Below are 23,434 nucleotides of genomic sequence, written 5' to 3' on the forward strand. Positions count from 1 at the left end.
GGTCTAGACTGGTGCTGCGTGGTGTAAATAGGTAATTGATACTTATCTTTGCTATCCGCTTTTATAACTCATGGACTTAAACGAACGATTTTGAGAACCTATGTGAAAGCGAGAACCGCTTTCGCTTAAATAACATAGGCCACAGGAGCAAGGATTTTGGCAGCAAAGGCAGGCTTATCGATTCGCGCGCGTTACATATTAGCCCTCTCATTAGTTGCCGCAACTGTTAGTGGTTCAGCTCTGACCCTCAAATATATTTTCAACGCACAGGCTACTGATGCATACGTGATAAACGTAGCCGGTCAACAAAGGATGTTGTCCCAACGGATAGCCCTTTCCATATATCGCCTATCAACTTGCCCTGATGATGAACTAATGGTTAGCACGACCAAAAACACCCTAAAAAGCGCGCTAAGTCAGTTTAAAGCCAACCATGTTTATTTAACTAATTTGCCTAATATTCCTCCCTCGATACACGACTTATACTATGGCGAGCACGCATTAGAATTGGCAAGCATGCGATATGCAGATGAAGCAAACACATTCCTAAAACTTGACTCCACTTGCATTGCTCCACCACATCACTTTGATGCACAAAATAGTGATGCATTACTATTGAGATTTGATCAGGCAGTAAAGGCCTTTGAAGATGCTGCAACGGCCAGGGTTCAACGCGTTGAGAATATAGAAATGTTTTTATGGGGTTTCACTTTACTGCTACTACTGTGTGAGGCCATATTTATTTTCAGACCGATGGAGCAACAAATCACGTTTGCGCTGGCATCGTTAAAAGACGCTCTATCGACATCTAAAAAAGCGCAAGCAGAAGCTATTGATGCAAGTAAAGCTAAATCGGAATTCCTTGCCAGCATGAGCCACGAACTTCGCACGCCCATGAATGGTTTATTCGGTATGATGGAACTAGCCATCGATAATCCTCACAAAAGTGGGGAATATTTAAAGAAAGCTAAAAATGCCGGTAGGCAACTGTTAGTGTTGATCAATGACGTCCTTGATCTATCGAAAATTGAAGCAGGTAAACTACGTATTGAGCGCACATCTGTCGATTTGTTACAACTGATGGACGACGTAACCTCTGTACAATCGGCTAATTGTCGCTTAAAAAAATTAGCCTTTAATTATCAAAAACAAACCAATCTACCTGCGTATATTGTGGGAGATCCTACTCGCATAGCGCAAATTTTACACAACTTATTAAGTAACGCGATTAAGTTTACGCAACAAGGCACAGTGACCTTGAGAATTGGGGTGTTTATCGCAGAGAAGCGCCACTGGTTAACAATCGATGTGCAAGACACAGGAATTGGCATCCCCCCTGAAAAGACACGAACTATATTCAATAAATTCGAACAAGCAGACCAATCAACTACCCGTATACACGGTGGCACGGGTCTAGGTTTATCTATCGCCAAACAACTGACTGACTTGATGGGCGGAAAATTAACCGTACAAAGCGAAGTGGACAAAGGCAGTTGCTTTACGTTTTCCGTACCGATAGAAATCGATGACAAACAGGTCGAAAATATTTATTCGAAACAAACATTACGCTGTGCAATTGTGGACGATCTACAAACCAGTCGAGAGTATATTCAGCATATCGTCACGTCTTTAGGGTGCTTACCTAACACATTCGATAATGCAGAAGACTTCTTAGCTAGCGATATATCTCAGTTCGACGTTTTGCTGCTTGACCTGTCGATGCCTGAAATAACCGGCGTGGATGTGGTCGAAACACTAAGAGATCGGCAATTAAGCAAGCTACCCCATATCATCATTGTATCGGCGGTAATAGAGCATCTTGACTGCTCTACATCTGTACGTGATTTGATTTGGCGCACCCATGCAAAACCTATTGTAAGGCAAGAGTTAGAGAGCGACTTAAAGAAGCTGCAGAACTTCTATTCTCGCCAGCACACCTCTATCGAAGAGGAACAGCCAGAACATAAAGTTCTGATCGTAGAGGACAACGAAATTAATGCAGAAGTGGTCAAAGTCATGCTTGAAGGCGCGGGCTATCAAATCGTTATTGCCACTGACGGCGAGAAAGCATTGCAGGCCTGTATTTTCGAACAATATGACCTAATTTTGATGGATATGCACATGCCTGTAATGGATGGCATCACCGCTACTCAAAAATTAAGAAGGGAAATGAACTTTACGAATCCTATCATTGCTTTGTCAGCCAATGCGTTTGTCGAAGACAGAGAGCACTGCGTAGAGGCTGGAATGAACGACTTTATTTCTAAACCTGTTGAGAAACAGGCCTTATTGGCCACCATTAAACGGCATATAAAGTAAAAAAATGACTAGTTTATACTGGCGATGGAATTCGCCATTTCCCCGTATGTACGTGGGAAACGGCAAGCAAACCATAGTTGTACCTCATTTAAAGCAGCAGTTAAAACACTCTTTAAACAAGCGTTAGAACGCTAGTTAGAACGAATATCTAAGAACAGCGCCTAACGTGCTTACATCTGAAATTTTGGTGAATTTTATCCCAACAGAAACGTTCGAGTGAAAGAAATAGTTTGCCGCTATCGAGGTGATTGCTTCACTGTCACCGTCGAAACGGAGAAAGCCTGCCGCTGCCTCTAAGTCAATTTTATTGGTTACCATTGAACGAATGCCTATGGTAGCGCCAAAACCATCTGTATCTGTACTTGCACTGCCTCCAGAACCGTTCGCGCTAATTTCAGCATAATGGTACGCGACCGTACCGTATAAATCGGTAGAGCTAGACATTTTGTACCGATAGCCTAGTTCTGCTGAACCCTGATCAAAGTCCACATCTCCGCCAGATAAGTCATCACTGAGCATGCTGTAGCTGCCTCTGACAAATACATTATTCCCAAGCGATTTAGCGCCACCGACACCGACCCCTGTAGGATCAAAACCGTCGAAGTCAGAAATATCGGTGATAAAATATCCTCCTTGAACATAATCCCAGTTAGGGGAAGCCGCACATGCTGAGCCTGCAGATAATAGCGCGCAGAGAAGTAAAACCGCTTTTGATTTCATTTAGATTTATCCTTAAATTTATGCATATTTATCGTTTTTTAAAGCGCAAGTAGCCTATAGAGACTCAAGCGAGAGGTCAATATTTTAACCTGTATGTTATTGGCCTAATTTTTTATTGGAAGTAAGATAAAAATTGGCTACTAGAATCACTCAAGTAACCAATGGCCTTAAGCTGTCCTGTATCGAAGAAAATAGGTAACAATTTGTAGCTTACGCGTTTTGTGGGAAACTATTGGCCAAAAAGAAACTCTTACCGATAACCGTAAAATTTTAAATCGAAATGGAGTGACTATGAAACATATCCTGATACTGATGGTTACGTTGCTCACGTTAGCAAGCTGTGCGACGAATCGATTATCTGATCCTGAAAAGTCCATCATTATTGAAAAGTTTATTACGAGCGAACAACTGGAAGCGCGCAACAGCATCAGTGCATTCGATTTAGACAGTTGGGTATCATTAAGCGACCAATATCTTATTCTGCGGACGTCCCCTTTTCGCTCGTACTTGGTGAAGCTCACCATGCGCTGTAGCGATATAAATTACTCGCCAGCCTTGCTTGTGTACTCGCGGATACCCAACACTTTAAGCGCCGGTTTTGATAGCGTTTTCACGCCAGATAACCATAGATTTAGATGCAATATCAGCCGTATCTACCCACTTAGCAAAGCGCAAAATAAAAGTTTAATTACTGCTGTAAGCCCTAAAGCAGAAGACAAGCCGTTACAAAACGCCCAAGAAGAAAAGATGAACGTTAGCGAACCAAGCACATCAAAAGATCTCTAGCCAGTTGCGTCGCTGTGTTGGAGTACGTAAATAGGAGAAGGTCAGGGCTCGGTTAGTTAACCTTAATCGAGCCCTTTTTAGCTTGCGTATAAATCGTATATGGCAATATAAGCGTGTCTGTGGCGGCAGAAAGTGCACTGTCGATAAGGAGGTAAGGCACACCGCTGAAGCTATTTCCAATATTTACTTGTTTGCTAGGTTCACCGTACATTAAACAAAGGTTGTGACTAAGCCCACTGTAAATCCGCGGGATACTATCGCAGTAACTCTTTTTATCATAATAGGCGATATCGACATGATTTCCTGACGGATTAACCGTTTTAACCGTCGCACATGCTTGGCAAATCATAAGTAAAAATAATAGAGTGGCGACTTTAAGCATAATTGAATCCATTAAGAACAACGGATTAATTTTTATCATGCTGAAGCGACAAAGACCAATTTTTCTACCTTACCTTCATGAGTAACCTGCCGATTTTACGATTTACCACGCTTCTTATATACCGGTATAAGTTAATACGACTAGTAAACAATCTTCAGCACGATGTACGGCACTAGGTTAAATACAAAAACGAGCAACTTGTACTGGGCTAGATAATTCATATACATGATTTTTAACTGGCGAGCTTGTACGTTGAAAATCTTACTATGCACTGACGTTATGCGCTATCCCATCCAGATTAAGGCCAATGTAGCCAAACTCAGCAAACCAATATTAATCAATGACATCCAACCAAATATTTCGCTTAGTAAAACGGTGTTATGCATTTCATCTACCTTTGTGTTTGATGGCTCATTTACAGTTTATTGGCTTACTAGTATTTTATCGCCTAGCTGATTGCTTAGCTCTTAACCCACGCCCATGCTTTACTCAGCTCGTTTACATCAAAGTACTTTTCATCAATGTTGACCATTTTGGCAAAAGGACTATCAATTTCCACTAGCCACTTAATCACACGACGGGTAGATACGATCGCAAGTTTGTCCATATGTTCAAGGTGGCCAAACGTCCATTTTATATCTTCAAATGCTGCCTTTAAGCCAATATCGAAATTATCATCAATTAAGACCAATACATTGATTTTGTTGTGATGCTTGATTAATGCATCAAACGTGCTGATCCACTTTTTTTCCTCAGCCTCATCTACTTTCCCTGTAACCATGATACCTATCGTTGCACCTTCACTCTCGGGTAACTGCGTTATCATAAAGATTCTCCTATATATATTTTCATCTACTAAAGACAAGAGGAGTAAATGAGGTTAAGCCAGCCTCTGTAATTCAACCCGATCACATAACACTCCATTGGCGCTCTGGGCCAACGATCTGCATGATAGCGATAACACTGCACACAACCGAGCTATAAAGCCAGAACTGTGGGCTACGCCCCATAGACGAAAACATCAAGAAAAATCCAACGAGTCCACGCGCCTTGTAAATAAAAGTGATAAGTACGCGTATCGTCGATAGAAATGGCACGTGAGGTAATACACCAGCCCCTGAGAACGCTTATAATGCCACACACTTAACACACTAAAAATACCAAACATGATCAGCGCGGGATGCAAGATCCCCCGTTCTGACAATATTGCCATGTGCTAACTGGCTCCAAAAAAACGATAGCAAGGCGCGCCAAAGTAGATACAACCTAAATGCAGTTACGCCGCTATTGCGCTTAATCCCCCAGCAATCAACAAGGTTAATTCATCTAGCAGCCCACGTTAAATGAGATTTGTTGATGCGCTTAAGACCAAACAAGTAGCGAGTGACGTTAAACGGCCGTATTACAAAAAAGCATACTACCGAGCAAATAGTTAGCGACAAGAAAAGTAAACTAATCGACTTTATTAAGATACCTCCTGAGTATTGCACAATATAAAAACCGAGGATCACGATAACCGTTTGGTGAATGATGTAAAACGGGTAAATAAGCGTATTCATGTTCTTTAACCATGTAGGCGTGCTTGCGCAGTAGCAGCCTGCATAACCTATCAATGTGAGCACTGCACTCCAAGACACTAGCGAACATACCAACCACCACATTTGCCACCTTACCGTTAATGATAAATAAGGACTTAAGTCAGGTGAGTAATAATAGGCGTAAAAAGCACACGAGCTGAACGCCAGCCAATACAAATTTGCTCTGCGCTGCAAAATGATAGCCTGCCATATTTTCTGGCTTCCAATGAAAAGCATTCCAGCTAGAAAGAAGAATAAAAAGAACAGTGAAATCGACAAATTTTCGACTTTATGTCCATCAGAGCTAGTCATAAATTGCGCTAGACCTCTCATCAAAGCCAGAAAGATAACGATTAAAAACAGACCGTTACGCCTTTCTGCCAATTGCATTAGAACTTGCGAAAAACGCCTACCAATAGGGCTGCACATTCCCCAATAAAACGGTATGCCAAGCAACATAAATACCAATAGAAATTCGATAAACCAAAGATGGTTTGTTTCGAATTTGAATATGAGTTGCCCATAAGCAGAGAAAATAGAATCGTATTGTTCGACATGCTCAAAATAGGTTTGTGGCGGTACAACAACCATCATCCCCACCATAAATGGTATGAACAACCGATGAAATTTATTTGCTATAAATTCAATCGCACTGACTTTGCTTAAAAGTATGAAACTCGCTGCGCCAGCGACAAAAAAGAGCGTTTGTAAGCGAACCTGCTCAAAGTACACCATGATATCGTCTAACAACTTACTCGATTCGTTGTTCATGACGTGCCACCCATCACCATTAAAGGGCATGAATACATGGTGCAAAAACACAGCTAAGATTAAACTGACTCGCAACCAATCGAGTTCTGGGTAGTACCTTTTTATTCGTTTCAATTAGGCTCTCCTAGCCAGTCGCAGAAATACCTCGAATCATGCGAGTATTGCACTCCTGCAGTGCAAATAACATACTAAGTAATATCCCCATCCCTGTACACCGAAGCCTTGTTAAACAACCGCTGGATGAATTCTGTCGGCGCATTTATTTAATATCTTTTGGTATTATAGGGGGATTGCACGCCAAGAGGCTCATACAACTCCTAATAGATCAGTTGCTCCTTCGCCACGTCTTTTACACATTGGCTTAGTTCTCCCAACGCATCTGACTCTAGTTCTACCCAGTGCCAAAACAATGTGACTCCCAGATATTTATCTGGAAAAAGTGGGAGCAATTTTCCTGACCTCACCTCCTCTTCCACTTGCAGCGCCGGCAACAATGCCCAAGCCACTCCTGCGACAGCCATTTGCAGAAAGCCATAAGACGATGGATACCAATGACAGTGCTTAAGCCTTGGGGTAACCCCCAAGCATTCTCGCTGGTATTCAGTTAATAGGGCCACGTCAAACTCGTCATAGAGTAACCCAGGGGAGGCGGTAATCCTCTCAGCTGAAATGCCCTTTGCTAAATACCGCGCTATGTACTCTGGCGACGCATACAGTTGATAATCCATACTCCCCAAACGCACAGATTCACCGCCAGCAATGGGCGTACCCGTTTGGCTGATGCACCCCATGACTTTTCCCTGTTGAAGAAGTGTTCGCGTTTGGGTCTGATCCGCATTAAAAATATGCACTGGGTTTGCACGCCGAAAACTAAAGCGCAACATTACATCGCTAAACCAAGTGGCCAGTACGTCATTATTTATGGCAATACTCAACGGGGACGCTTCATCTGAAATACCAGTGCGAACGCTTAACTGTTCTTCCAGCACGTTTACTCTTTGCACATGTGCCAGTAATTGTTGACCTAGTGGCGTCGGCTTTAGAGGTTTGGTGCGCACCAAAACGGGACTACCCACCTGCAACTCCAGCCGCTTAATCTTCTGAGAAACCGCAGACTGAGTAAGATGCAATGCTTGCGCCCCTTTATCGAAGCTCCCATAACGTAGCACCTCGCTTAAGCAATGCAGCGCGTCATAATCCAACATAAATTAAATTAATTCATGAAAAATATTATTAATTTAATTTAAACCTAAGCCCCCGTTATGATCAACTCAAGTTTAGGCATGTAGTGATAATAAATATGGTGTCAGTGGCAGTAAGTGGTTTTTTGATGGGCGGTACGCTCATCATCGCAGTGGGTGCACAAAATAGTTTTTTGATAGAACAATCATTAAAACGCCAGTGGGCTGGGTTGTTTGTTGCTCTGTTTATTATCAGTGACGCGATTGCTATCAGTGTTGGGGCAATGGGGTTTGGTTTGTTACTGCAGCAGCATCTAACATTGGTGACGGTAACAAAATGGTCTGGGGTCATTTTTTTGTTATGACTGGCCTTCAATAAACTCAAAGCGTCTATGGCGGATGACGCAATGATCATTGCACTTTCTAACACAAAAACACCGTTTTACCGTGCTTTGTTAACCGCATTGGGCGTTACTTGGTTAAACCCACATTTTTACATTGATACCATCTTATTAATGGGTAATCTTGCGGGGCAATGGCAGCAGGAGAAATGGTGGTTCGTCATCGGTGCGATTCTGGCGTCTGTCGTGTGGTTTATCGGGTTAAGTGGCTTAACATCGAAATGTGCAAGATGGATGGAACACCCCAAGTTTTGGCGTTGGTTTAACCGCCTAATTGCCTCAGTTTTAGTTTTAAGAGTAATTGGCGTGTAGCTAGCGACTTGATAGGCCCTAGTCAGGTGCGTACCACCACAGCAAATCAAGATTGAATTGCAGCTAAAGTTGAAATTGCGCCCGTTAAGTAGATATGAACGGCGCAGGAGGTATGGTTCACGTAATGGGTATATTTTAAGTGGAGTTAGTAGCAAAGCGGGTTGTCAGTGATAGTGACAACCCGCCCATTATTCTGCTGCTATAAGCGATTTTGAAAGCGCTGCTACGCGCGGTGAACAGCGCGCTGCAATAGCAAGTGAAGAGAGTGCTACTTCTTTTTCGGTCTTGCTTTGGCACGACCTTGATTAACCTTGTGCTTTTGCACTGAACGGCGCATGCGACTCAAGCGTACATGGTCTAGCTTGGTTTGCTTGTCTTCGATCAGCGATTCTTGCTCTAAATCCAACTGCACACTTTTACGCAACGTATTCAGGTCAGTCAGTGGCAACTCAATCCAACCGCCCTGAGGAAGACGATTTTGTAGATTCAAGGTACCGTAACGTACGCGAATTAGGCGGCTAACTTGCAAGCCTTGAGACTCCCACAATCGGCGAACTTCACGGTTTTTCCCTTCAGATAGGCTCACGTTGTACCAACTATTCAGGCTTTCATCATCACCTGGACGTTTGCGTACTTCGGTAAATTTAGAGACCCCATCTTCTAATTCAACACCTTTCTTAAGGCGTTTAATCATGTCGTCATCCACTTCACCGAATACACGCACCGCATATTCACGCTCGATCTCATGCTTAGGGTGCATTAAACGGTTGGCTAGCTCCCCATCATTAGTAAATAACAACAAACCACTGGTGTTGATGTCTAAGCGCCCTACCGCAATCCAGCGGCCATTTTGAATTTTAGGTAAACGGTCGAATACAGTCGGGCGACCTTGCGGATCTTTTCGGCTGCATAACTCACCTTCCGGTTTGTTGTACATCAATACTCGGCATATCGTGCTTTTTGCCGCAGCGGTGATAAGGTTGCCATCAACGCGAAGCTGATCTAGAGGCTCAACGCGATCTCCCAAGGTGGCGACTTTTCCGTTAACCGAAATGCGCCCAGAGGCTATCCATTTTTCCATCTCACGACGGGAGCCCACACCAGCATTGGCTAGGACTTTTTGTAATTTTTCACTCATTAGTGTAACTGCTCTCTTTGATTAGGGTTGTCAGTATTATCAAGCTTAGACTCTTGTGCTTGGTCTGACGCTGCTTGTTTTGACGGTATTTGTTCTTCTGTCGTTGATTGCTCGCCTGATGAGTTATCACCTTTAGTGCTGTGCACAGGTGCTGTGCTGACTTGCTGATGGCTAGTGTCATCAGGCTCAGTAATAACTCGGCGTTCATCCTGGCTATTACTCGCATCGAAGGCATCTTGACTGGGTAAGTCTTTCAAGCTCTTTAACGAGAAATAGTTTAAAAATCCTTTTGTTGTTGCATATAAGGCTGGGCGTCCCGGCACTTCTTTGTGCCCTACCACTTTCACCCAATCCCTTTCTATTAAGGTTTTCATGATATGGCTACTTACCGCCACGCCACGTACATCTTCTATTTCACCTCGCGTGATGGGTTGGCGATAGGCCACCATCGACAAGGTTTCCAGCAAAGCTCTTGAATATCGTGGCGCTTGCTCTTGCCACAGCTTGCTTAACCATGGTCCTAAGCTATCCATTGACTGAAAGCGATAGCCGCTGGCTACCTCAACCAGCTGTACACCGCGAGATTGATATTCTACCTGTAATTCTTCTATGGCTTCCTTGAGTGCTTTTTTAGTCACTTTAAGGCCACTTAACACCGTATCTTGCAAATGTTCTTGGCTAACCGGTGCATCTGATACAAACACCGCGGCCTCTATCAATTGCTTCAATTGTACCGAAGATATTTTTGCCACTTACTGAGGCTCTCCTGCGTGCAATTTCACATGAATATTGGCCATTGGCTCACTTTGTACCAGCTCCACTAACTGCTCTTTACACAACTCGAGTACCGCAAGGAACGTCACCACAACACCAGCGCGGCCTTCACTGGCCTGAAACAAACAATCAAAGCCGGTGAATTCATGACTGTTGAGCGTTTCTAAAATCAGTGCCATCCGCTCCCTTGTCGATAACGCCTCAGGGGCAATAGAGTGATGCTCGAAAGCACTGGCTCGCTGCAATACATTTTGAAAACTTGTCACCAAATCTTGCAGGTTTACTTTCGGCAGAATTTTAATCGGTGCAACAGATTCACTGGTTTGCGCTTGAGCGCTGAACACATCTCGCTCTAAACGAGGTAGTGCATCTAATTCTTGGGCCGCGCTTTTTATCAGTTCATATTCTTGTAAGCGCCGAATCAGCTCAGCCCTTGGATCATCTTCGTCTTCTTCTGCGTCAGTTCGTTTAGGCAGCAGTAAACGAGATTTTATCTCGGCTAAAATCGCAGCCATTAACAGGTACTCAGCCGCTAACTCAAGCTTTAAGTCTTTCATCATGTCAACATACAACATGTATTGCTTGGTTATTTCATAAACGGGCAAATTAACCAAATCGAACTTTTGCTTACGTATTAAATACAGCAGCAAATCCAGTGGTCCTTCAAATGCATCTAAAATCAGCTCTAGTGCATCTGGCGGAATGTATAAGTCTTCAGGATGTTCAGTAAAGGCTTGTCCATTGATAAACGCCAAGGGCAAAGGCTGTTGTACGCCTTGACCTTGGTTTTTCGCTTCCTGCTGCTGTGCAGTTTGAAGCGTTTTATCAATATTCATTTATAGTAACAACGTGATTAGTTAAATGGGCTAACGTCGCCGCTGCCCTCACGAATAATCGTAGGCTCGCCATCCGACAAGTCAATCACAGTGGTGGGCTGCTCCCCCAAGAAACCACCATGAATAATCAGGCCTACCTGCTTCTCAAGCTTGTCGCGAATTTCGTCAGGATCAGACTCAGCAACGATTGCATTCGGTAAAATAAGCGTAGTCGACATCAGCGGCTCACCCAGTTCTTCAAGCAAGGCTAAGGCGATAGCGTTGTCTGGCACTCGAATACCTATGGTACGGCGCTTAGGATTTTGCAAGCGCTTAGGCACTTCTTTGGTCGCTTTCAAAATAAAGGTATACGGCCCAGGCGTATTGTTTTTGATCATACGAAATGCGGCGTTGTCGACCTGTGCGTATTCTGACAACTCAGACATATCTCGGCACATTAGCGTGAAATTATGATCTTTACCGATTTGGCGAATACGACAGATTTGCTCTAGGGCGCTTTTGTCATCCATATGACAGCCAATGGAGTAGCCAGAATCTGTTGGATACACCACTACTTGGCCATTATGAATTAACTCACACGCCTGTTTAATGAGTCGTGCTTGAGGGTTGTCAGGATGAATATAAAAAAATTGGCTCATAATCGTTACTTCCCAGTAAGTTACACGCGATGTTATGCGTTAGATGTTGTGTCAATTGACGAGTCTACAAATGACCAGTCATGCCAAATAGGGGTCAGGTGTTCTGGCACCCCCAAGTTTTTACCCAATTCAGTCCAGCGACTGACAAAATGAAAATCAGAACCCGCAGATGCCTGTAAATTATGCTCCATGGCTAATTCAACAATCAACTTACGTTTTTCAGGGTTAATGCGAGCATGGGTGGTTTCAATACCATCTCCCCCAGCTTGTTTAAATTCAGTGACTAATCGACGTAACCACTTAGTGGTCATGTCATAGTGCCCAGGGTGCGCTAGTACTGCTTTGCCGCCTGCATCGTGGATCCACTCAATGGCTTCTTCAATTGAAATCCACTGGGGTTTAACATGGGCGCGTTTGCCCTTACCTAAGTATTTTTTAAAGGCGCTCTCAAAGTCTCGCACCGCTTTGCGTTCAACCAACACTCGGGCGAAGTGGGCACGGGTCAGCTGGCCTTCACCGGCTAATAATTTTGCATCATCGAGCACATTTTCAACCCCGGCTTTGGCCAGTTTGTCTGACATCTTTTGTGCTCGGGCATCTCGCTCGTTCTTTTGTTCAACCAAGCGCTGGCGAAACACCTCATCATCTTTGTCTACATTTAAGCCCAAAATATGAATATCGAAATTGTGCCAAGAGGTCGAAAGCTCGATTCCGTTAACGATATGCATCTTACGTTTTTGCTTTGCCTGATGAGCCCTAGCTTCATCTAACGCTTGTACGGTATCGTGGTCGGTAATAGCCAGCACATCCACTTGCATATTGTTAGCGCGATCCACCAGTTCTACGGGTGAAAGTTGACCGTCTGAATAGTATGTATGGCAGTGCAAATCGATTTTCATGGAACAGTAAATATGACCTTTTAACGAGTACCCGAAGGATACGTTTACAAAATTGGGTGTTGACAGAGAAGCAAAATTGTTTTCTTCTATGCACCTGAAGCGTGTATTATACGCATTTAGTGATGAATAGCAGACAAAACCTTAAAAAAGGACAATGTTTGTTATTAACCGATATTTTTTTCGCACGCCTAGCAATGATTTCCGCGTGCTCAAAAACGAGAATTTATACCCATGAATACAGTATTACGCGTTTCAACTAACTTAATTTGGTGGTGGCACATCCCTAACTAGCGGGCTGTGAGCGTATGTATTTGTGCGATTGAACAAGAAAAGCCCGTATAATACGGGCTTTTTTTATGCCCGATTGAAAATTACGACCCGATTAATGCCCAACAAAGTCAATGCCTAGAACAGGTTACAAACGAGGTTATCGAGAAAAATCATGAGCTTAGCGCAATTAACACAACAAGCAGGCAAAGTAGAAACATTGCTACTATCCGCTGATTACGTGGCCGATCCACTCCAAGCATATCAATATTTATGTCAAGGTCAGCCCCACAATTTGCTGCTTGAATCAGCAGAAATCGACAGCAAAGATAATTTGAAAAGTTTAATACTGGTAGATGCCGCCATAAAATTGCAATGCGATGGCCCTGTGGTGACCTGTCAAGCGCTGACTGATAACGGGGCCGCTGTTTTACCTTTGTTTATCGAATACTGCCCGCAAGGTGTTGAGCATGCCTTTGATGAAAATTCTCGCACTGTGACTTTGACGTTTACCTTTAATGACGGCGAACTAGATGAAGACAGCCGTTTAAAGGCCCCAGCCGTATTTGATGCTTTGCGCTTATTGATTAATCGTGTGGTGGCTATTAGACCTCATCCTGAAGCGTTATTTTTAGGCGGTGCCTTTGCCTATGATTTACTCGCCACATTTGAGCAATTACCCGCGGTTAGTGAAAGTGAAAATACCTGCCCTGACTTTGTTTTCTATCTCGCTGAAACCTTACTTTTAATTGACCACCAAGCAAAGAAAACCGAATTAATTGGCAGCGTGTTTAGCGGCAAAAATGTCGGTAATAACTATTTCGCTATTAGTCAGCGCTTAGAGCAAATAAAGCATAAGCTGGGCAAAGCGATGCACGTGCCTGAGCTCGAATCACCCAGTGTTGCGCCAGATGATTTAAAAATTAGCAAGTCAGATGAAGAATTTATTCAAGACGTAGAAAACCTCAAGCACCATATTTTAGCCGGTGATATTTTCCAAGTTGTACCATCACGTACGTTCAGCCTACCTTGCCCAGACCCACATAAAGCCTACAAAGCATTGAAGGTGCAAAACCCCAGTCCGTATATGTTTTTCATGCAAGACATCGATTTTTGTATGTTTGGTGCCTCTCCCGAGTCAGCACTAAAATATTTAAAGGACACTAACCAAGTAGAGATTTACCCCATTGCTGGCACGCGTCCTAGAGGTAAGCACGCCGATGGCTCAATCAACTTAGATCTAGACAGCCGTATTGAACTTAATTTACGCGAAGACGATAAAGAAAAATCTGAGCATTTAATGTTGGTAGATTTAGCCCGTAACGACGTAGCAAAAGTGTCAAAGCCCGGCACAAGACACTTAAAAGACTTACTGAAAGTCGACCGCTATTCACACGTCATGCACCTAGTCTCTAAAGTGGTTGGACAGTTGCGAGATGATTTAGATGCACTGCACGCGTACCAAGCTTGTATGAACATGGGCACACTAGTCGGCGCACCAAAAGTCAGTGCTGCTAGCCTTATTCGTGAAGTAGAACAGCAACGCCGAGGCAGTTACGGCGGGGCAGTCGGTTATGTTAACGGCCACGGCGACATGGACACCTGTATTGTTATCCGCTCAGCCTTTATTAAAAACAACACGGCGCACATCCAAGCTGGCGCTGGCGTAGTATTCGATTCAGACCCGCAATCAGAAGCAGATGAAACACGAGGTAAAGCCCAAGCGGTTATTCGCGCAATTCTCACCTCCCATGAAGCGCCAAGCGCTGTGTCAGCTAATCAAACGCAAACATCGAAGGAGACAAAATAATGAGCTTAGTGACTCCCTCCTCTATGGATAAGGCTGCTTCAGTGGGCACTGATTCAGTGATTGCTGATTTAGTCAAAAGCACTCATGTTTTCTTGGTCGATAACTTTGATTCATTTACCTATAACTTGGTGGATGAACTGCGCACCATGGGCATGGGGCTCACCGTGTATCGAAACTCGGTGTCTCCACACGCTATCTTTGAAAAAATGCAAGCACAAGCCAAGCATAGCCAAGTGATACTATTGTTATCACCCGGCCCGGGCGCCCCCGCTGACGCGGGCTGCATGCCTCAGCTGATCAATCTCGTAAAAGGCGTTTTTCCGGTACTGGGGATTTGCTTAGGTCACCAAGCGATTGTGGAGTCATACGGCGGTGACATTATTCGCGCCGATGTGGTTATGCACGGTAAATCGTCGTTAATTACGCATCAGGGCGACAAAATGTTCGCTGACTTGCCACAGCCGCTGCCTGTTGCACGCTACCATTCGCTGATGGCCAGCAACATGCCTGCTGAATTGACTGTTTTAGCCCAATTTGACGCTGTGCCTATGGCAGTTTGCCACGAGCAAGATAGAATGCTGGGCTTTCAATTTCATCCCGAATCCATTTTAACCGCTTTTGGTAGCCAGTTATTAATGCAAAGCATTGATTATCTCACCCAAGATCAAGCGAACGATTAGAGGACAACCATGCTATTTCCATTACTTGAAACGCTTTATCAAGGTAAAGCCCTGAGCCAGAACGAAACCACTGATGTATTCAGTCAAATAGTGACCGGCCAGGTAGACAATATTGTGCTCTCTTCGTTGTTAACGGCATTAAAAATAAAGGGCGAGACCCCAGAAGAGATTGCTGGTGCAGCGACGGCTATGATCCAGAACGCTAGCCCAGTTAAGCGCCCAGAATATGATTTTGCCGATATCGTCGGCACCGGCGGAGACGGTCACAACACGATTAACATTTCATCCGCGGCGGCCATCGTGGCTGCCAGTTGTGGTGTAAAAGTGGCCAAACACGGTAATCGCAGTGTGTCGAGCAAGTCAGGCTCGGCAGATCTGTTCAATGCGTTTGGTATGAAGCTTGATATGTCGCCAGCCGCCGCGCGGGAGTGTTTAGATAAGGCCAATCTATGCTTTTTGTTTGCCCCTGTTTATCACGCAGGTATCAAACACGCTATGCCGGTTCGCACCACCTTAAAAACCCGCACCATTTTTAACTTGTTAGGGCCTTTAGTTAACCCCATGCAACCCAGTCATATGATGATTGGTGTGTATGCACCTGAACTAGTTATGCCTTTTGCACGTACTTTGCAGCTACTGGGTTACAAAAAGGCATTGGTGGTTCACGGCAGTGGGTTAGACGAACTCGCTGTGCATGGCCCTTCTATGGTAGTCGAGATTGATGGGGACGCCTTAAACGAATATACCCTGTCACCCAGTGATTTTGGCCTTGAAGAATATCCATTAGCCGCCATTGAAGGGGGTGTGCCTGATGAAAATAAACAGCTGATCCAAGATGTGCTCGCCGGTGAAGGCCAAGCTGCCCATGAAGCGGCGGTGGCGATGAATGCGGGCGCTCTGATTAAATTATGTGGCCGCGCTGAAACTTACCAACAAGGGGCAAAAATGGCGATTGATGCCATGCAAGCCAAGCGCCCTTTACAGGTAATTGAAGCCTCTTCTGCGGTTAGCCGCAGCCACGACATTATTTAAAGGAAGTTAAATGGCCAATGTATTAGAAAAAATTGTTGCCGATAAACGCCAAGAAATTGCCCAGCGCAAAGTCGATTTACCTTTGGCGAGCTTTATTGATGGTTTACAGCCATCACAGCGCAGCTTTTTCGACGCGCTCAACCAACCCAATGCAGGGTACATTTTAGAATGTAAAAAAGCGTCTCCATCTAAAGGTTTGATAAGAGAACACTTCAATTTAGATGAGATCATTGAGGCTTACTTACCCTACGCGGCCTGCATTTCAGTACTGACCGATGAGAAGTACTTTCAAGGTAAGTTCGAGTATTTAGAGTACGTTCGCGAGCGTGTAACCCAGCCGGTGATCAATAAAGACTTTTTCGTTGAGCCGTACCAAGTTTACTTGGCCCGCTATCACAACGCCGATGCTATTTTATTGATGTTGTCAGTACTGACTGACGATGAATATCTTGAATTAGCCAATATCGCCCACAGCCTTGGGCTTGATGTACTTACCGAAGTGAGCAACGAAGAAGAAGCTCATCGCGCTGTCGCCCTCAAAGCCAATATTATCGGCATCAACAACCGAGATTTGCGTGACTTGAGCACAGATTTAGCCACCACTGAGAAATTAGTACCGCTTATAAACCAAGCCACTCACGAACATGTGATTATTTCTGAGTCGGGTATTTATACCCATCAAGACGTACGCCGTTTATCACCTATTGTTGACGGTTTCTTGGTAGGCAGTGCTTTAATGGCTGAAGATGACGTCGCCCAAGCAGTAAAACGTTTGGTCTATGGCACAATCAAAGTATGTGGTATGACCCGTGCAAAAGACGCCACTGATGTAGCAAAAATGGGCGCCAGTTATGCTGGGCTTATCTTTGCACAGAAATCAAAGCGTTACTTATCACTTGATGATGCCAAAGACATAGTGGCTGCGGTTCCGTTTAACTACGTCGGCGTGTTCGTTGATGCCAACGTTGCACTGGTCGTTGAGTACGCCAGCACCCTCGGCTTAGCTGCGGTGCAACCACATGGCAGTGAGACACCGTCCTACGTTAATGAACTGCGCAGTGCGCTTGATAATGCGAATTTGACTGACTGCCAAATCTGGTTAGCTAAGGGGATCACTGATACCCTACCCGCCCTTGATGAACAGAACGTTGATCGTTTTGTATTAGATTGCAAAGTTGGCGAACAAAGCGGAGGCACAGGTCAAGCGTTTGACTGGCAATTGTTCGCGCAGGCTGCCCTTAGTGCCCAAACCCGCAGCAAAGTCATTTTAGCCGGTGGTATCAACCCAGACAACGTACAACAAGCTGCAGCACTTGGCCTCGGTGGAATCGATTTAAACTCTGGCGTTGAAGACGCCCCAGGCAAAAAGTCCGAGAAAAAGCTGCAGAGCGTGTTCGAAAAATTACGCGCGTATTAGCTCCAAGCGAATCGAACAGCCCACATTTTAACGATTTAAAGACGAGAAATTATTATGAATCATTTAGAGAGCAAATTCGGACAGTTCGGTGGTATGTATGTACCAGAACTGCTTATTCCCGCGCTTGATCAATTAGAGCAAGCATTTATTGACGCGCAAAACGATCCTGAATTTCAAAAAGAGTTTATGGAATTGCTTACCGACTACGCAGGTCGCCCCACGGCAATGACCTTGTCACGTAACTTGGTTTCCAACCCAAATGTGAAACTGTATTTAAAGCGTGAAGATTTACTTCATGGCGGCGCTCATAAAACCAATCAGGTACTAGGTCAAGCACTACTGACCAAGCGTATGGGTAAAACCGAAGTCATCGCTGAAACCGGCGCTGGGCAACATGGTGTTGCAACAGCATTAGCCTGCGCATTGTTAGGCTTAAAAGCACGTATTTACATGGGAGCCAAAGACGTTGAGCGTCAAGCGCCGAACGTGTTCAGAATGCGTTTAATGGGCGCAGAAGTCATCCCCGTAAACGCAGGCTCAGGCACCCTGAAAGATGCCGTGAATGAAGCCATGCGTGACTGGTCTGCCACGTATGACAAAGCTCACTATCTACTTGGCACCGCGGCTGGTCCTCACCCGTTCCCGACTATTGTGCGTGAATTCCACCGTATGATTGGCGAAGAAACACGCGCGCAAATCATGGCCAAAGAAGGTCGCTTACCTGATGCGGTTGTCGCCTGTGTTGGTGGTGGTTCAAACGCTATTGGTATGTTCGCTGACTTTATTGACGAGCCAAGCGTGCAGTTAATCGGTGTTGAGCCAGCCGGTAAAGGCTTGCACACGGCTGAACACGGCGCTGCTATCGGTAAAGGCACCACAGGCATTTTGCACGGTGCATATAGCTACATCATGCAAGATGAAGACGGCCAAATTGAAGAATCATATTCGGTATCTGCAGGGCTTGATTACCCAGCCGTTGGTCCCCAGCACGCTCATTTACACGATATTGGCCGTGCCACGTATGCGGCGGTCACCGATGACGAAGCGCTTTATGCATTTCAATTATTATCCCGCAAGGAAGGTATCATTCCGGCCCTTGAATCATCACACGCCTTGGCGCATGCCTTAAACATGGCAGATGAAGCCGAAGACGGGACCATCATAGTGGTTAATTTATCCGGTCGTGGCGACAAAGATTTAGCCCACGTACACAGTATTTTGGGAGGCCAAACCAATGAGTAATCAAAATGATCATAACGACACCCATAGCAGCGACCGTTACGGCAGTATGTTCACCCGCTTAGATGCAGCAAATGAAGGCGCATTTGTACCTTTCGTGATGCTAGGTGACCCTGACATCGCCACGTCCCTAGAGATTTTAAAAGCCTTGGCTGAAGGCGGCGCAGATGCTCTTGAGTTAGGTATTCCATACTCTGATCCTATTGCCGATGGCCCTACGATTCAGCAAGCGAGCATTCGTGCCCTAAGTCATAAAATTCACCCCAGTGATTGTTTTGAGGTGATCCGTCAATTCCGTGAAATCTACCCTGATACACCTATTGGCTTGTTGCTGTACAGCAACTTAGTGATTAAGCCCGGTCTTGAAAAATTCTATAGTGATGCAGCTAATGCAGGTGTTGACTCGATTCTGATTGCCGATGTGCCACTTCGTGAAGCAGACCGCTTTGTTGCTATTGCCAACGAAACAGGTATTAAGCAAATCCTGATTGCTCCGCCTAACGCCAGTAATGAGACCTTGGCTGAGATCGGTCAAAAATCACAAGGTTACACCTACTTACTTGGCCGCGCTGGCGTAACTGGCGCTGAAACAGCTGCCACCATTCCTGCCAGTGAGTTGATTGCCAAGTTGACTCAGTACAAGGTGGCTCCGCCACTATTAGGCTTTGGTATCTCTAAACCTGAGCAAGTCAAAGAAGCAATTAGCGCAGGTGCAGCCGGCGCCATTTCAGGCTCGGCAACAGTGAATATCATTGAGAAAAACCTGTCTCAGCCTGAAGTGATGCTTAGCAAGCTTCGTGAGTTTGTTAGCGCTATGAAACAAGCAACTAAAAAATAAGGAAAGCCCATGTGGTATGTAGTGTATTCACAAGACGTAGAAAACAGTTTGCCACTTCGCAAGCAAGCACGTGCTGCGCACTTAGCCCGTTTACAACAGCTAAGTGATGAAGGGCGTTTGTTGGTCGCAGGGCCATGCCCAGCCATTGACAGCAAAGACCCAGGTGAAGCCGGTTTTACTGGCTCTGTGGTTATTGCTGAGTTTTCAAGTTTAGAGGATGCCCAAGCGTGGGCTGATGTTGACCCATATATAGATGCAGGCGTGTACAAAAACGTCACGGTAAAACCCTACATTAAGGTGCTGCCGTAACGCATTTAGGCTACAACACTGTGTGCGAGGCAATCCGTATATACCTTCGAATCTACCTCGCATTCTTTAGCGCGTTAGCCAAGCTACCACCTAAAAAACCGCTGCCGTAAAAGGACAACAAAATGATTTTTATCAAAAGCTATATTTCGCTACAAGATCACGAAGTTGAACTAACGGCTATTCGTGCTCAAGGTGCTGGCGGGCAGAATGTTAATAAGGTATCAAGCGCCATTCATTTACGTTTTGATATTAAAGCGTCATCTTTACCTGCGTTTTATAAAGAGCAGTTGTTAAACAGTAACGATAAGCGCATAACCCAAGACGGCATATTGGTGTTAAAAGCCCAAGCCCATCGTACCCAAGAAATGAATCGCCAAGACGCATTAGAACGTTTGGCCGCCATTGTGCGAGAAGCTGCCGTCGTACAAAAACCGCGTAAAGCCACAAAACCTACCAAAGGCTCACAAGTGCGCAGAGTCGAGACCAAGAAGAAATCTGGGCAAAAGAAGCAGCTTAGGAAAAAAGTCGATTTTTAATTGGTTCTCTGTGACTTTTCACTATCGCCCTTAATTTGTAAGTACGTTCTTCACCGCCCTCTTCGCTACTAACTGTGGCCCAAGCACAATTGATTCAGGCAAAATTCAGCTAACACCCCGTATGCTTACCCTCGAAGCAAACTTCGTCACTGGCGCGCTAAACCTTTTGGGGAATTTATACCTGCTTAGAATGTTGATTTAAGTAGAAGTATTTCCACCAAGGTATTGATTGCGCTAAACTATCCGTAACCGTTTGTGAATGGGGTCAATCGTTGAAACATATCGCCAAAAATACACTATTTATTTTATTTGTCAGTCTGTCATCGGGGTTGCTAGGTCATGCCTATGCCCAAGACGACAACGCTAAAATAGATAAGAACCAAGCTGCTCAAAAAGCCCAGCAGCAGGTACAGGGTCGTGTATTGAAAGTTGACCAAAGTAAAAATAAATACCGCGTAAAAGTACTGCAAAAATCAGGGCGTGTGGTCAACGTTGATGTTGATAAACGCTCAGGTCGAGTTGTAAAAAGTGGTAAGAAGGACGACTAATGCGCATTTTAATTGTCGAGGACGACAGCCGTTTATTAACTCAGTTAGACACACTTTTACAAACCCATGGCTACAGTGTCGATTTAGCGGACGATGGCGCCAAGGCATTGTTTTTATTAAGTGAGCACCCATACGACTTAGCGATTATCGATATCGGTTTGCCCGTAATGGATGGTTTCGAAGTCATTCAAAAAGCCCGTAAAAATAACGTTTCTTGCCCTATCCTTATTTTAACCGCGCGTGATCGTTGGCAAGAAAAAGTCGAAGGTCTAGATGCAGGCGCAGATGACTATCTGACCAAGCCATTTCAAAACGAAGAATTACTCGCTCGCGTTAAAGCGCTTATTAGGCGCTCTGCTGGCCAAGCTAATCCTACCATTGAGCTTGGCCCTATCAGCCTAAACACTTTAAGTGAACAGGTGAGCGTCAGCGGTACAGATATCGAACTGACTGCTTACGAATATAAGGTGTTTGAATACCTGCTGTTAAACCCCAAAAAGGTGGTGTCAAAAACAGAGCTTACCGAGCACATATACGATCAAGACTTTGATTTAGACAGCAACGTCATTGAAGTATTCGTTGGCCGGTTACGTAAAAAACTCGACCCTCAAGGAAGCATCAACCCGATTGAAACTATGCGCGGGCGTGGTTATCGCATCAGTCGAGAATTCCAAGTCTAACAGGTGCGCAATTTATCGTTACGCCTACGCAGTTTTGCCGCTGCCCTTTTGGTATTGGTCGTATTCATTCCGCTGGCCGCGTTTACCCTTGAGAGTGCGTTTACCAGTAGTTTAAGTGAATCAATGCAGCAGCAATTACGGGTGCAAAGCTTGACGCTGATTTCTGAATTTGAAATGTCGGGTACCCAACCTGTTATGCCTGAGCACCTCTTTAACGATCAGCTCAACATCCCAGATTCTGGCTTGTACGCGTTTATTAAAATTGACGATCGTATGGTGTGGCGTTCGTTATCAACCCTAAATTGGCAAGTAATGCCCGAATTCTATGCGCCGGAAGTGGGTAAAGAACGTTTCGATGAAGAATATGCCTTACTCGAACCTTACTTTTTGTTTGCTTACACAGCAGAATTCGATGCTGGCGGGCACTTCGTTCCTGTAAGTTTTTATATTCTGCAAGATAAAAACGCATATAACGTTCAGGAACAGGCCTTTATCACCACGCTGTGGCGCTGGCTAAGCTTGATCGCATTAGTCTTGCTTGGGTTATTGATTCTCAGTCTAAATGCGGCGCTATGGCCTATTAACCGCTTGATCAAACAAATCAAACAGGCGGAAGCCGGTCACATTCAACACATCAGCCAAACCTATCCCCCTGAGCTTGAGAAACTAAAAAGCAGTATCAACCACCTGCTCGCCACCGAGCAACAACAACGCAGCCGCTACAAAAACAGCTTAAGTGACTTGGCCCACGGCTTGAAAACCCCTTTAGCTGTGCTATCTGGCAATACAGCATTGCCGAATGATGCCAGAGAGCCCATCAATCAGATTGATTTGCAAATTCAGCGCCAATTAAAACGTGCTGTTGCGGGCAGCAGCGCTGCATGGGAGCAAGCCGTAGACATATCGCCTGTATTGAACAAAATAATCAATGCCATGAACAAAGTGCATGCTCAAAAGCAGTTGTCTATTGAACACGTAGAGAGTGACACAAAAGGTCAATTTTTCGGTGACAGCACGGATTTAATGGAGTTATTGGGCAACCTATTGGATAACGCCTGTAAAGCTGCAAAGCGCAAGGTTCGAGTTCAGATTTTAACGCACGAAAAGTTTGTACAGATTGATGTGGAAGATGACGGACCTGGTATTCCAAAAGAGAAACGTCAGTTATTACTGACCAGAGGTACTCGCCTTGACAGCTACAAAGAAGGCCAAGGGATCGGCATGGCCGTAGTAGCTGATTTGGTTGACGCCTATCAGGGCACCTTGCTCATCGAAGACAGTGAATTGGGCGGAGCACGCATTTGTGTGCGTTTTACAATGATCAATGCGCCGTCAAAATAAATC

The 23,434-nt window shown here is 44.8% G+C and carries 24 protein-coding genes and 1 pseudogene; 14 read left to right on the forward strand and 11 right to left on the reverse strand.

Annotation, left to right across the window (positions count from 1 at the left end; all coding sequences use genetic code 11):
* Positions 1–156: 156 nt before the first annotated feature.
* A complete protein-coding gene (locus AC0L6N_RS12220; RefSeq protein ID WP_473474873.1) occupies positions 157–2,319 on the forward strand; it encodes a response regulator in 2,163 nt (720 codons plus the stop codon).
* 135 nt (positions 2,320–2,454) lie between these two features.
* On the opposite strand, the gene AC0L6N_RS12225 is transcribed toward AC0L6N_RS12220, so the two are convergent.
* The gene (locus tag AC0L6N_RS12225) at positions 2,455–3,039 is read right to left on the reverse strand and encodes an outer membrane beta-barrel protein (RefSeq protein WP_473474875.1); all 585 of its coding nucleotides are present in this window, start codon (positions 3,037–3,039) and stop codon (positions 2,455–2,457) included.
* Positions 3,040–3,330: 291 nt separating this feature from the next.
* Here AC0L6N_RS12225 and AC0L6N_RS12230 point away from each other — a divergent pair, with 291 nt between their 5' ends.
* Positions 3,331–3,825, forward strand: a complete 495-nt coding sequence (locus AC0L6N_RS12230) for a DUF6491 family protein (protein WP_473474877.1) — start codon at positions 3,331–3,333, stop codon at positions 3,823–3,825.
* Between the two features lie 52 nt (positions 3,826–3,877).
* Here the strand turns inward: AC0L6N_RS12230 and AC0L6N_RS12235 are convergent, their stop codons facing one another.
* The 5 genes from AC0L6N_RS12235 to AC0L6N_RS12255 form a co-directional block, all read right to left on the reverse strand.
* On the reverse strand, positions 3,878–4,207 hold the full coding sequence (locus AC0L6N_RS12235) for a YceK/YidQ family lipoprotein (RefSeq protein ID WP_473474878.1): 330 nt from the start codon (positions 4,205–4,207) through the stop codon (positions 3,878–3,880).
* 140 nt (positions 4,208–4,347) lie between these two features.
* Positions 4,348–4,479, reverse strand: coding sequence for a DUF6868 family protein (locus AC0L6N_RS12240; protein WP_473474880.1), 132 nt, complete (start codon positions 4,477–4,479; stop codon positions 4,348–4,350).
* A gap of 188 nt (positions 4,480–4,667) precedes the next feature.
* A complete protein-coding gene (locus tag AC0L6N_RS12245) occupies positions 4,668–5,033 on the reverse strand; it encodes a SpoIIAA family protein (protein ID WP_473474881.1) in 366 nt (121 codons plus the stop codon).
* A gap of 496 nt (positions 5,034–5,529) precedes the next feature.
* Positions 5,530–6,669, reverse strand: a complete 1,140-nt coding sequence (locus AC0L6N_RS12250) for an acyltransferase family protein (protein ID WP_473474883.1) — start codon at positions 6,667–6,669, stop codon at positions 5,530–5,532.
* Between the two features lie 203 nt (positions 6,670–6,872).
* The gene (locus tag AC0L6N_RS12255; RefSeq protein ID WP_473474885.1) at positions 6,873–7,760 is read right to left on the reverse strand and encodes an ArgP/LysG family DNA-binding transcriptional regulator; all 888 of its coding nucleotides are present in this window, start codon (positions 7,758–7,760) and stop codon (positions 6,873–6,875) included.
* A 125-nt stretch (positions 7,761–7,885) separates the two neighbouring features.
* On the opposite strand from AC0L6N_RS12255, the pseudogene AC0L6N_RS12260 reads away from it, so the two are divergent.
* A pseudogene (locus AC0L6N_RS12260) lies at positions 7,886–8,449 on the forward strand (LysE/ArgO family amino acid transporter).
* Positions 8,450–8,717: 268 nt separating this feature from the next.
* Here AC0L6N_RS12260 and rluB read toward each other — a convergent pair.
* Genes rluB through AC0L6N_RS12285 form a run of 5 tightly spaced genes read right to left on the reverse strand, consistent with a single transcriptional unit; the run spans position 8,718 to position 12,734 of the window.
* Positions 8,718–9,587: a 23S rRNA pseudouridine(2605) synthase RluB gene (gene rluB, locus AC0L6N_RS12265; protein ID WP_006992007.1), complete on the reverse strand. Its 870-nt coding sequence runs from the start codon at positions 9,585–9,587 to the stop codon at positions 8,718–8,720.
* Positions 9,587–10,339: an SMC-Scp complex subunit ScpB gene (scpB, locus tag AC0L6N_RS12270; protein WP_473474888.1), complete on the reverse strand. Its 753-nt coding sequence runs from the start codon at positions 10,337–10,339 to the stop codon at positions 9,587–9,589. The genes rluB and scpB overlap by 1 nt, the downstream gene beginning before the upstream one ends.
* Positions 10,340–11,197, reverse strand: coding sequence for a segregation and condensation protein A (locus AC0L6N_RS12275; RefSeq protein WP_473474890.1), 858 nt, complete (start codon positions 11,195–11,197; stop codon positions 10,340–10,342).
* A 17-nt stretch (positions 11,198–11,214) separates the two neighbouring features.
* Complete coding sequence (locus AC0L6N_RS12280) at positions 11,215–11,835, reverse strand: L-threonylcarbamoyladenylate synthase (protein WP_011575594.1); 621 nt, start codon at positions 11,833–11,835, stop codon at positions 11,215–11,217.
* 32 nt (positions 11,836–11,867) lie between these two features.
* Entirely contained in the window at positions 11,868–12,734 is an 867-nt protein-coding gene (locus AC0L6N_RS12285; protein ID WP_473474892.1) for a PHP domain-containing protein, read from the reverse strand.
* A 442-nt stretch (positions 12,735–13,176) separates the two neighbouring features.
* Between AC0L6N_RS12285 and AC0L6N_RS12290 the strand changes: the two genes are divergently transcribed.
* The 11 genes from AC0L6N_RS12290 to AC0L6N_RS12340 all read left to right on the forward strand — a co-directional run bounded on the left by AC0L6N_RS12290 (position 13,177) and on the right by AC0L6N_RS12340 (position 23,431).
* Positions 13,177–14,811 (forward strand): anthranilate synthase component 1, encoded by a 1,635-nt coding sequence (locus AC0L6N_RS12290; RefSeq protein ID WP_473474894.1) that lies wholly within the window; start codon positions 13,177–13,179, stop codon positions 14,809–14,811.
* Between the two features lie 23 nt (positions 14,812–14,834).
* Complete coding sequence (locus tag AC0L6N_RS12295) at positions 14,835–15,491, forward strand: aminodeoxychorismate/anthranilate synthase component II (RefSeq protein WP_473481323.1); 657 nt, start codon at positions 14,835–14,837, stop codon at positions 15,489–15,491.
* Between the two features lie 9 nt (positions 15,492–15,500).
* Positions 15,501–16,523 (forward strand): anthranilate phosphoribosyltransferase, encoded by a 1,023-nt coding sequence (gene trpD / locus AC0L6N_RS12300; RefSeq protein WP_473474895.1) that lies wholly within the window; start codon positions 15,501–15,503, stop codon positions 16,521–16,523.
* Positions 16,524–16,533: 10 nt separating this feature from the next.
* Positions 16,534–17,940, forward strand: coding sequence for a bifunctional indole-3-glycerol-phosphate synthase TrpC/phosphoribosylanthranilate isomerase TrpF (trpCF, locus tag AC0L6N_RS12305; protein WP_473474897.1), 1,407 nt, complete (start codon positions 16,534–16,536; stop codon positions 17,938–17,940).
* A 54-nt stretch (positions 17,941–17,994) separates the two neighbouring features.
* Positions 17,995–19,182, forward strand: a complete 1,188-nt coding sequence (gene trpB / locus AC0L6N_RS12310) for a tryptophan synthase subunit beta (protein WP_011575600.1) — start codon at positions 17,995–17,997, stop codon at positions 19,180–19,182.
* Positions 19,175–20,017: a tryptophan synthase subunit alpha gene (trpA, locus tag AC0L6N_RS12315; protein WP_473474899.1), complete on the forward strand. Its 843-nt coding sequence runs from the start codon at positions 19,175–19,177 to the stop codon at positions 20,015–20,017. The genes trpB and trpA overlap by 8 nt, the downstream gene beginning before the upstream one ends.
* A gap of 9 nt (positions 20,018–20,026) precedes the next feature.
* On the forward strand, positions 20,027–20,326 hold the full coding sequence (locus tag AC0L6N_RS12320; protein ID WP_473474901.1) for a YciI family protein: 300 nt from the start codon (positions 20,027–20,029) through the stop codon (positions 20,324–20,326).
* 122 nt (positions 20,327–20,448) lie between these two features.
* Positions 20,449–20,862, forward strand: a complete 414-nt coding sequence (gene arfB / locus AC0L6N_RS12325) for an alternative ribosome rescue aminoacyl-tRNA hydrolase ArfB (RefSeq protein WP_473474903.1) — start codon at positions 20,449–20,451, stop codon at positions 20,860–20,862.
* Positions 20,863–21,134: 272 nt separating this feature from the next.
* Positions 21,135–21,410 (forward strand): PepSY domain-containing protein, encoded by a 276-nt coding sequence (locus AC0L6N_RS12330; protein ID WP_473474905.1) that lies wholly within the window; start codon positions 21,135–21,137, stop codon positions 21,408–21,410.
* Positions 21,410–22,090, forward strand: a complete 681-nt coding sequence (locus AC0L6N_RS12335) for a response regulator transcription factor (protein ID WP_011575607.1) — start codon at positions 21,410–21,412, stop codon at positions 22,088–22,090. The genes AC0L6N_RS12330 and AC0L6N_RS12335 overlap by 1 nt, the downstream gene beginning before the upstream one ends.
* 3 nt (positions 22,091–22,093) lie before the next feature.
* Positions 22,094–23,431 (forward strand): ATP-binding protein, encoded by a 1,338-nt coding sequence (locus AC0L6N_RS12340; RefSeq protein WP_473474907.1) that lies wholly within the window; start codon positions 22,094–22,096, stop codon positions 23,429–23,431.
* Positions 23,432–23,434 lie beyond the last annotated feature (3 nt).

The organism is Paraglaciecola sp. G1-13, from assembly GCF_055809255.1.

What these genes read in the sequence shown, in the direction of transcription:
- AC0L6N_RS12275 (WP_473474890.1), bottom strand. Translation starts at nt 11,197, where the DNA reads ATGAATATTGATAAAACGCTTCAAACTGCACAGCAGCAGGAAGCGAAA.
- AC0L6N_RS12290 (WP_473474894.1), top strand. Translation starts at nt 13,177, where the DNA reads ATGAGCTTAGCGCAATTAACACAACAAGCAGGCAAAGTAGAAACATTG.
- AC0L6N_RS12255 (WP_473474885.1), bottom strand. Translation starts at nt 7,760, where the DNA reads ATGTTGGATTATGACGCGCTGCATTGCTTAAGCGAGGTGCTACGTTAT.
- AC0L6N_RS12320 (WP_473474901.1), top strand. Translation starts at nt 20,027, where the DNA reads ATGTGGTATGTAGTGTATTCACAAGACGTAGAAAACAGTTTGCCACTT.
- AC0L6N_RS12230 (WP_473474877.1), top strand. Translation starts at nt 3,331, where the DNA reads ATGAAACATATCCTGATACTGATGGTTACGTTGCTCACGTTAGCAAGC.
- AC0L6N_RS12245 (WP_473474881.1), bottom strand. Translation starts at nt 5,033, where the DNA reads ATGATAACGCAGTTACCCGAGAGTGAAGGTGCAACGATAGGTATCATG.
- trpA (WP_473474899.1), top strand. Translation starts at nt 19,175, where the DNA reads ATGAGTAATCAAAATGATCATAACGACACCCATAGCAGCGACCGTTAC.
- trpD (WP_473474895.1), top strand. Translation starts at nt 15,501, where the DNA reads ATGCTATTTCCATTACTTGAAACGCTTTATCAAGGTAAAGCCCTGAGC.
- AC0L6N_RS12285 (WP_473474892.1), bottom strand. Translation starts at nt 12,734, where the DNA reads ATGAAAATCGATTTGCACTGCCATACATACTATTCAGACGGTCAACTT.
- AC0L6N_RS12235 (WP_473474878.1), bottom strand. Translation starts at nt 4,207, where the DNA reads ATGCTTAAAGTCGCCACTCTATTATTTTTACTTATGATTTGCCAAGCA.
- AC0L6N_RS12335 (WP_011575607.1), top strand. Translation starts at nt 21,410, where the DNA reads ATGCGCATTTTAATTGTCGAGGACGACAGCCGTTTATTAACTCAGTTA.
- AC0L6N_RS12280 (WP_011575594.1), bottom strand. Translation starts at nt 11,835, where the DNA reads ATGAGCCAATTTTTTTATATTCATCCTGACAACCCTCAAGCACGACTC.
- AC0L6N_RS12225 (WP_473474875.1), bottom strand. Translation starts at nt 3,039, where the DNA reads ATGAAATCAAAAGCGGTTTTACTTCTCTGCGCGCTATTATCTGCAGGC.
- AC0L6N_RS12295 (WP_473481323.1), top strand. Translation starts at nt 14,835, where the DNA reads ATGGATAAGGCTGCTTCAGTGGGCACTGATTCAGTGATTGCTGATTTA.
- rluB (WP_006992007.1), bottom strand. Translation starts at nt 9,587, where the DNA reads ATGAGTGAAAAATTACAAAAAGTCCTAGCCAATGCTGGTGTGGGCTCC.
- arfB (WP_473474903.1), top strand. Translation starts at nt 20,449, where the DNA reads ATGATTTTTATCAAAAGCTATATTTCGCTACAAGATCACGAAGTTGAA.
- trpCF (WP_473474897.1), top strand. Translation starts at nt 16,534, where the DNA reads ATGGCCAATGTATTAGAAAAAATTGTTGCCGATAAACGCCAAGAAATT.
- trpB (WP_011575600.1), top strand. Translation starts at nt 17,995, where the DNA reads ATGAATCATTTAGAGAGCAAATTCGGACAGTTCGGTGGTATGTATGTA.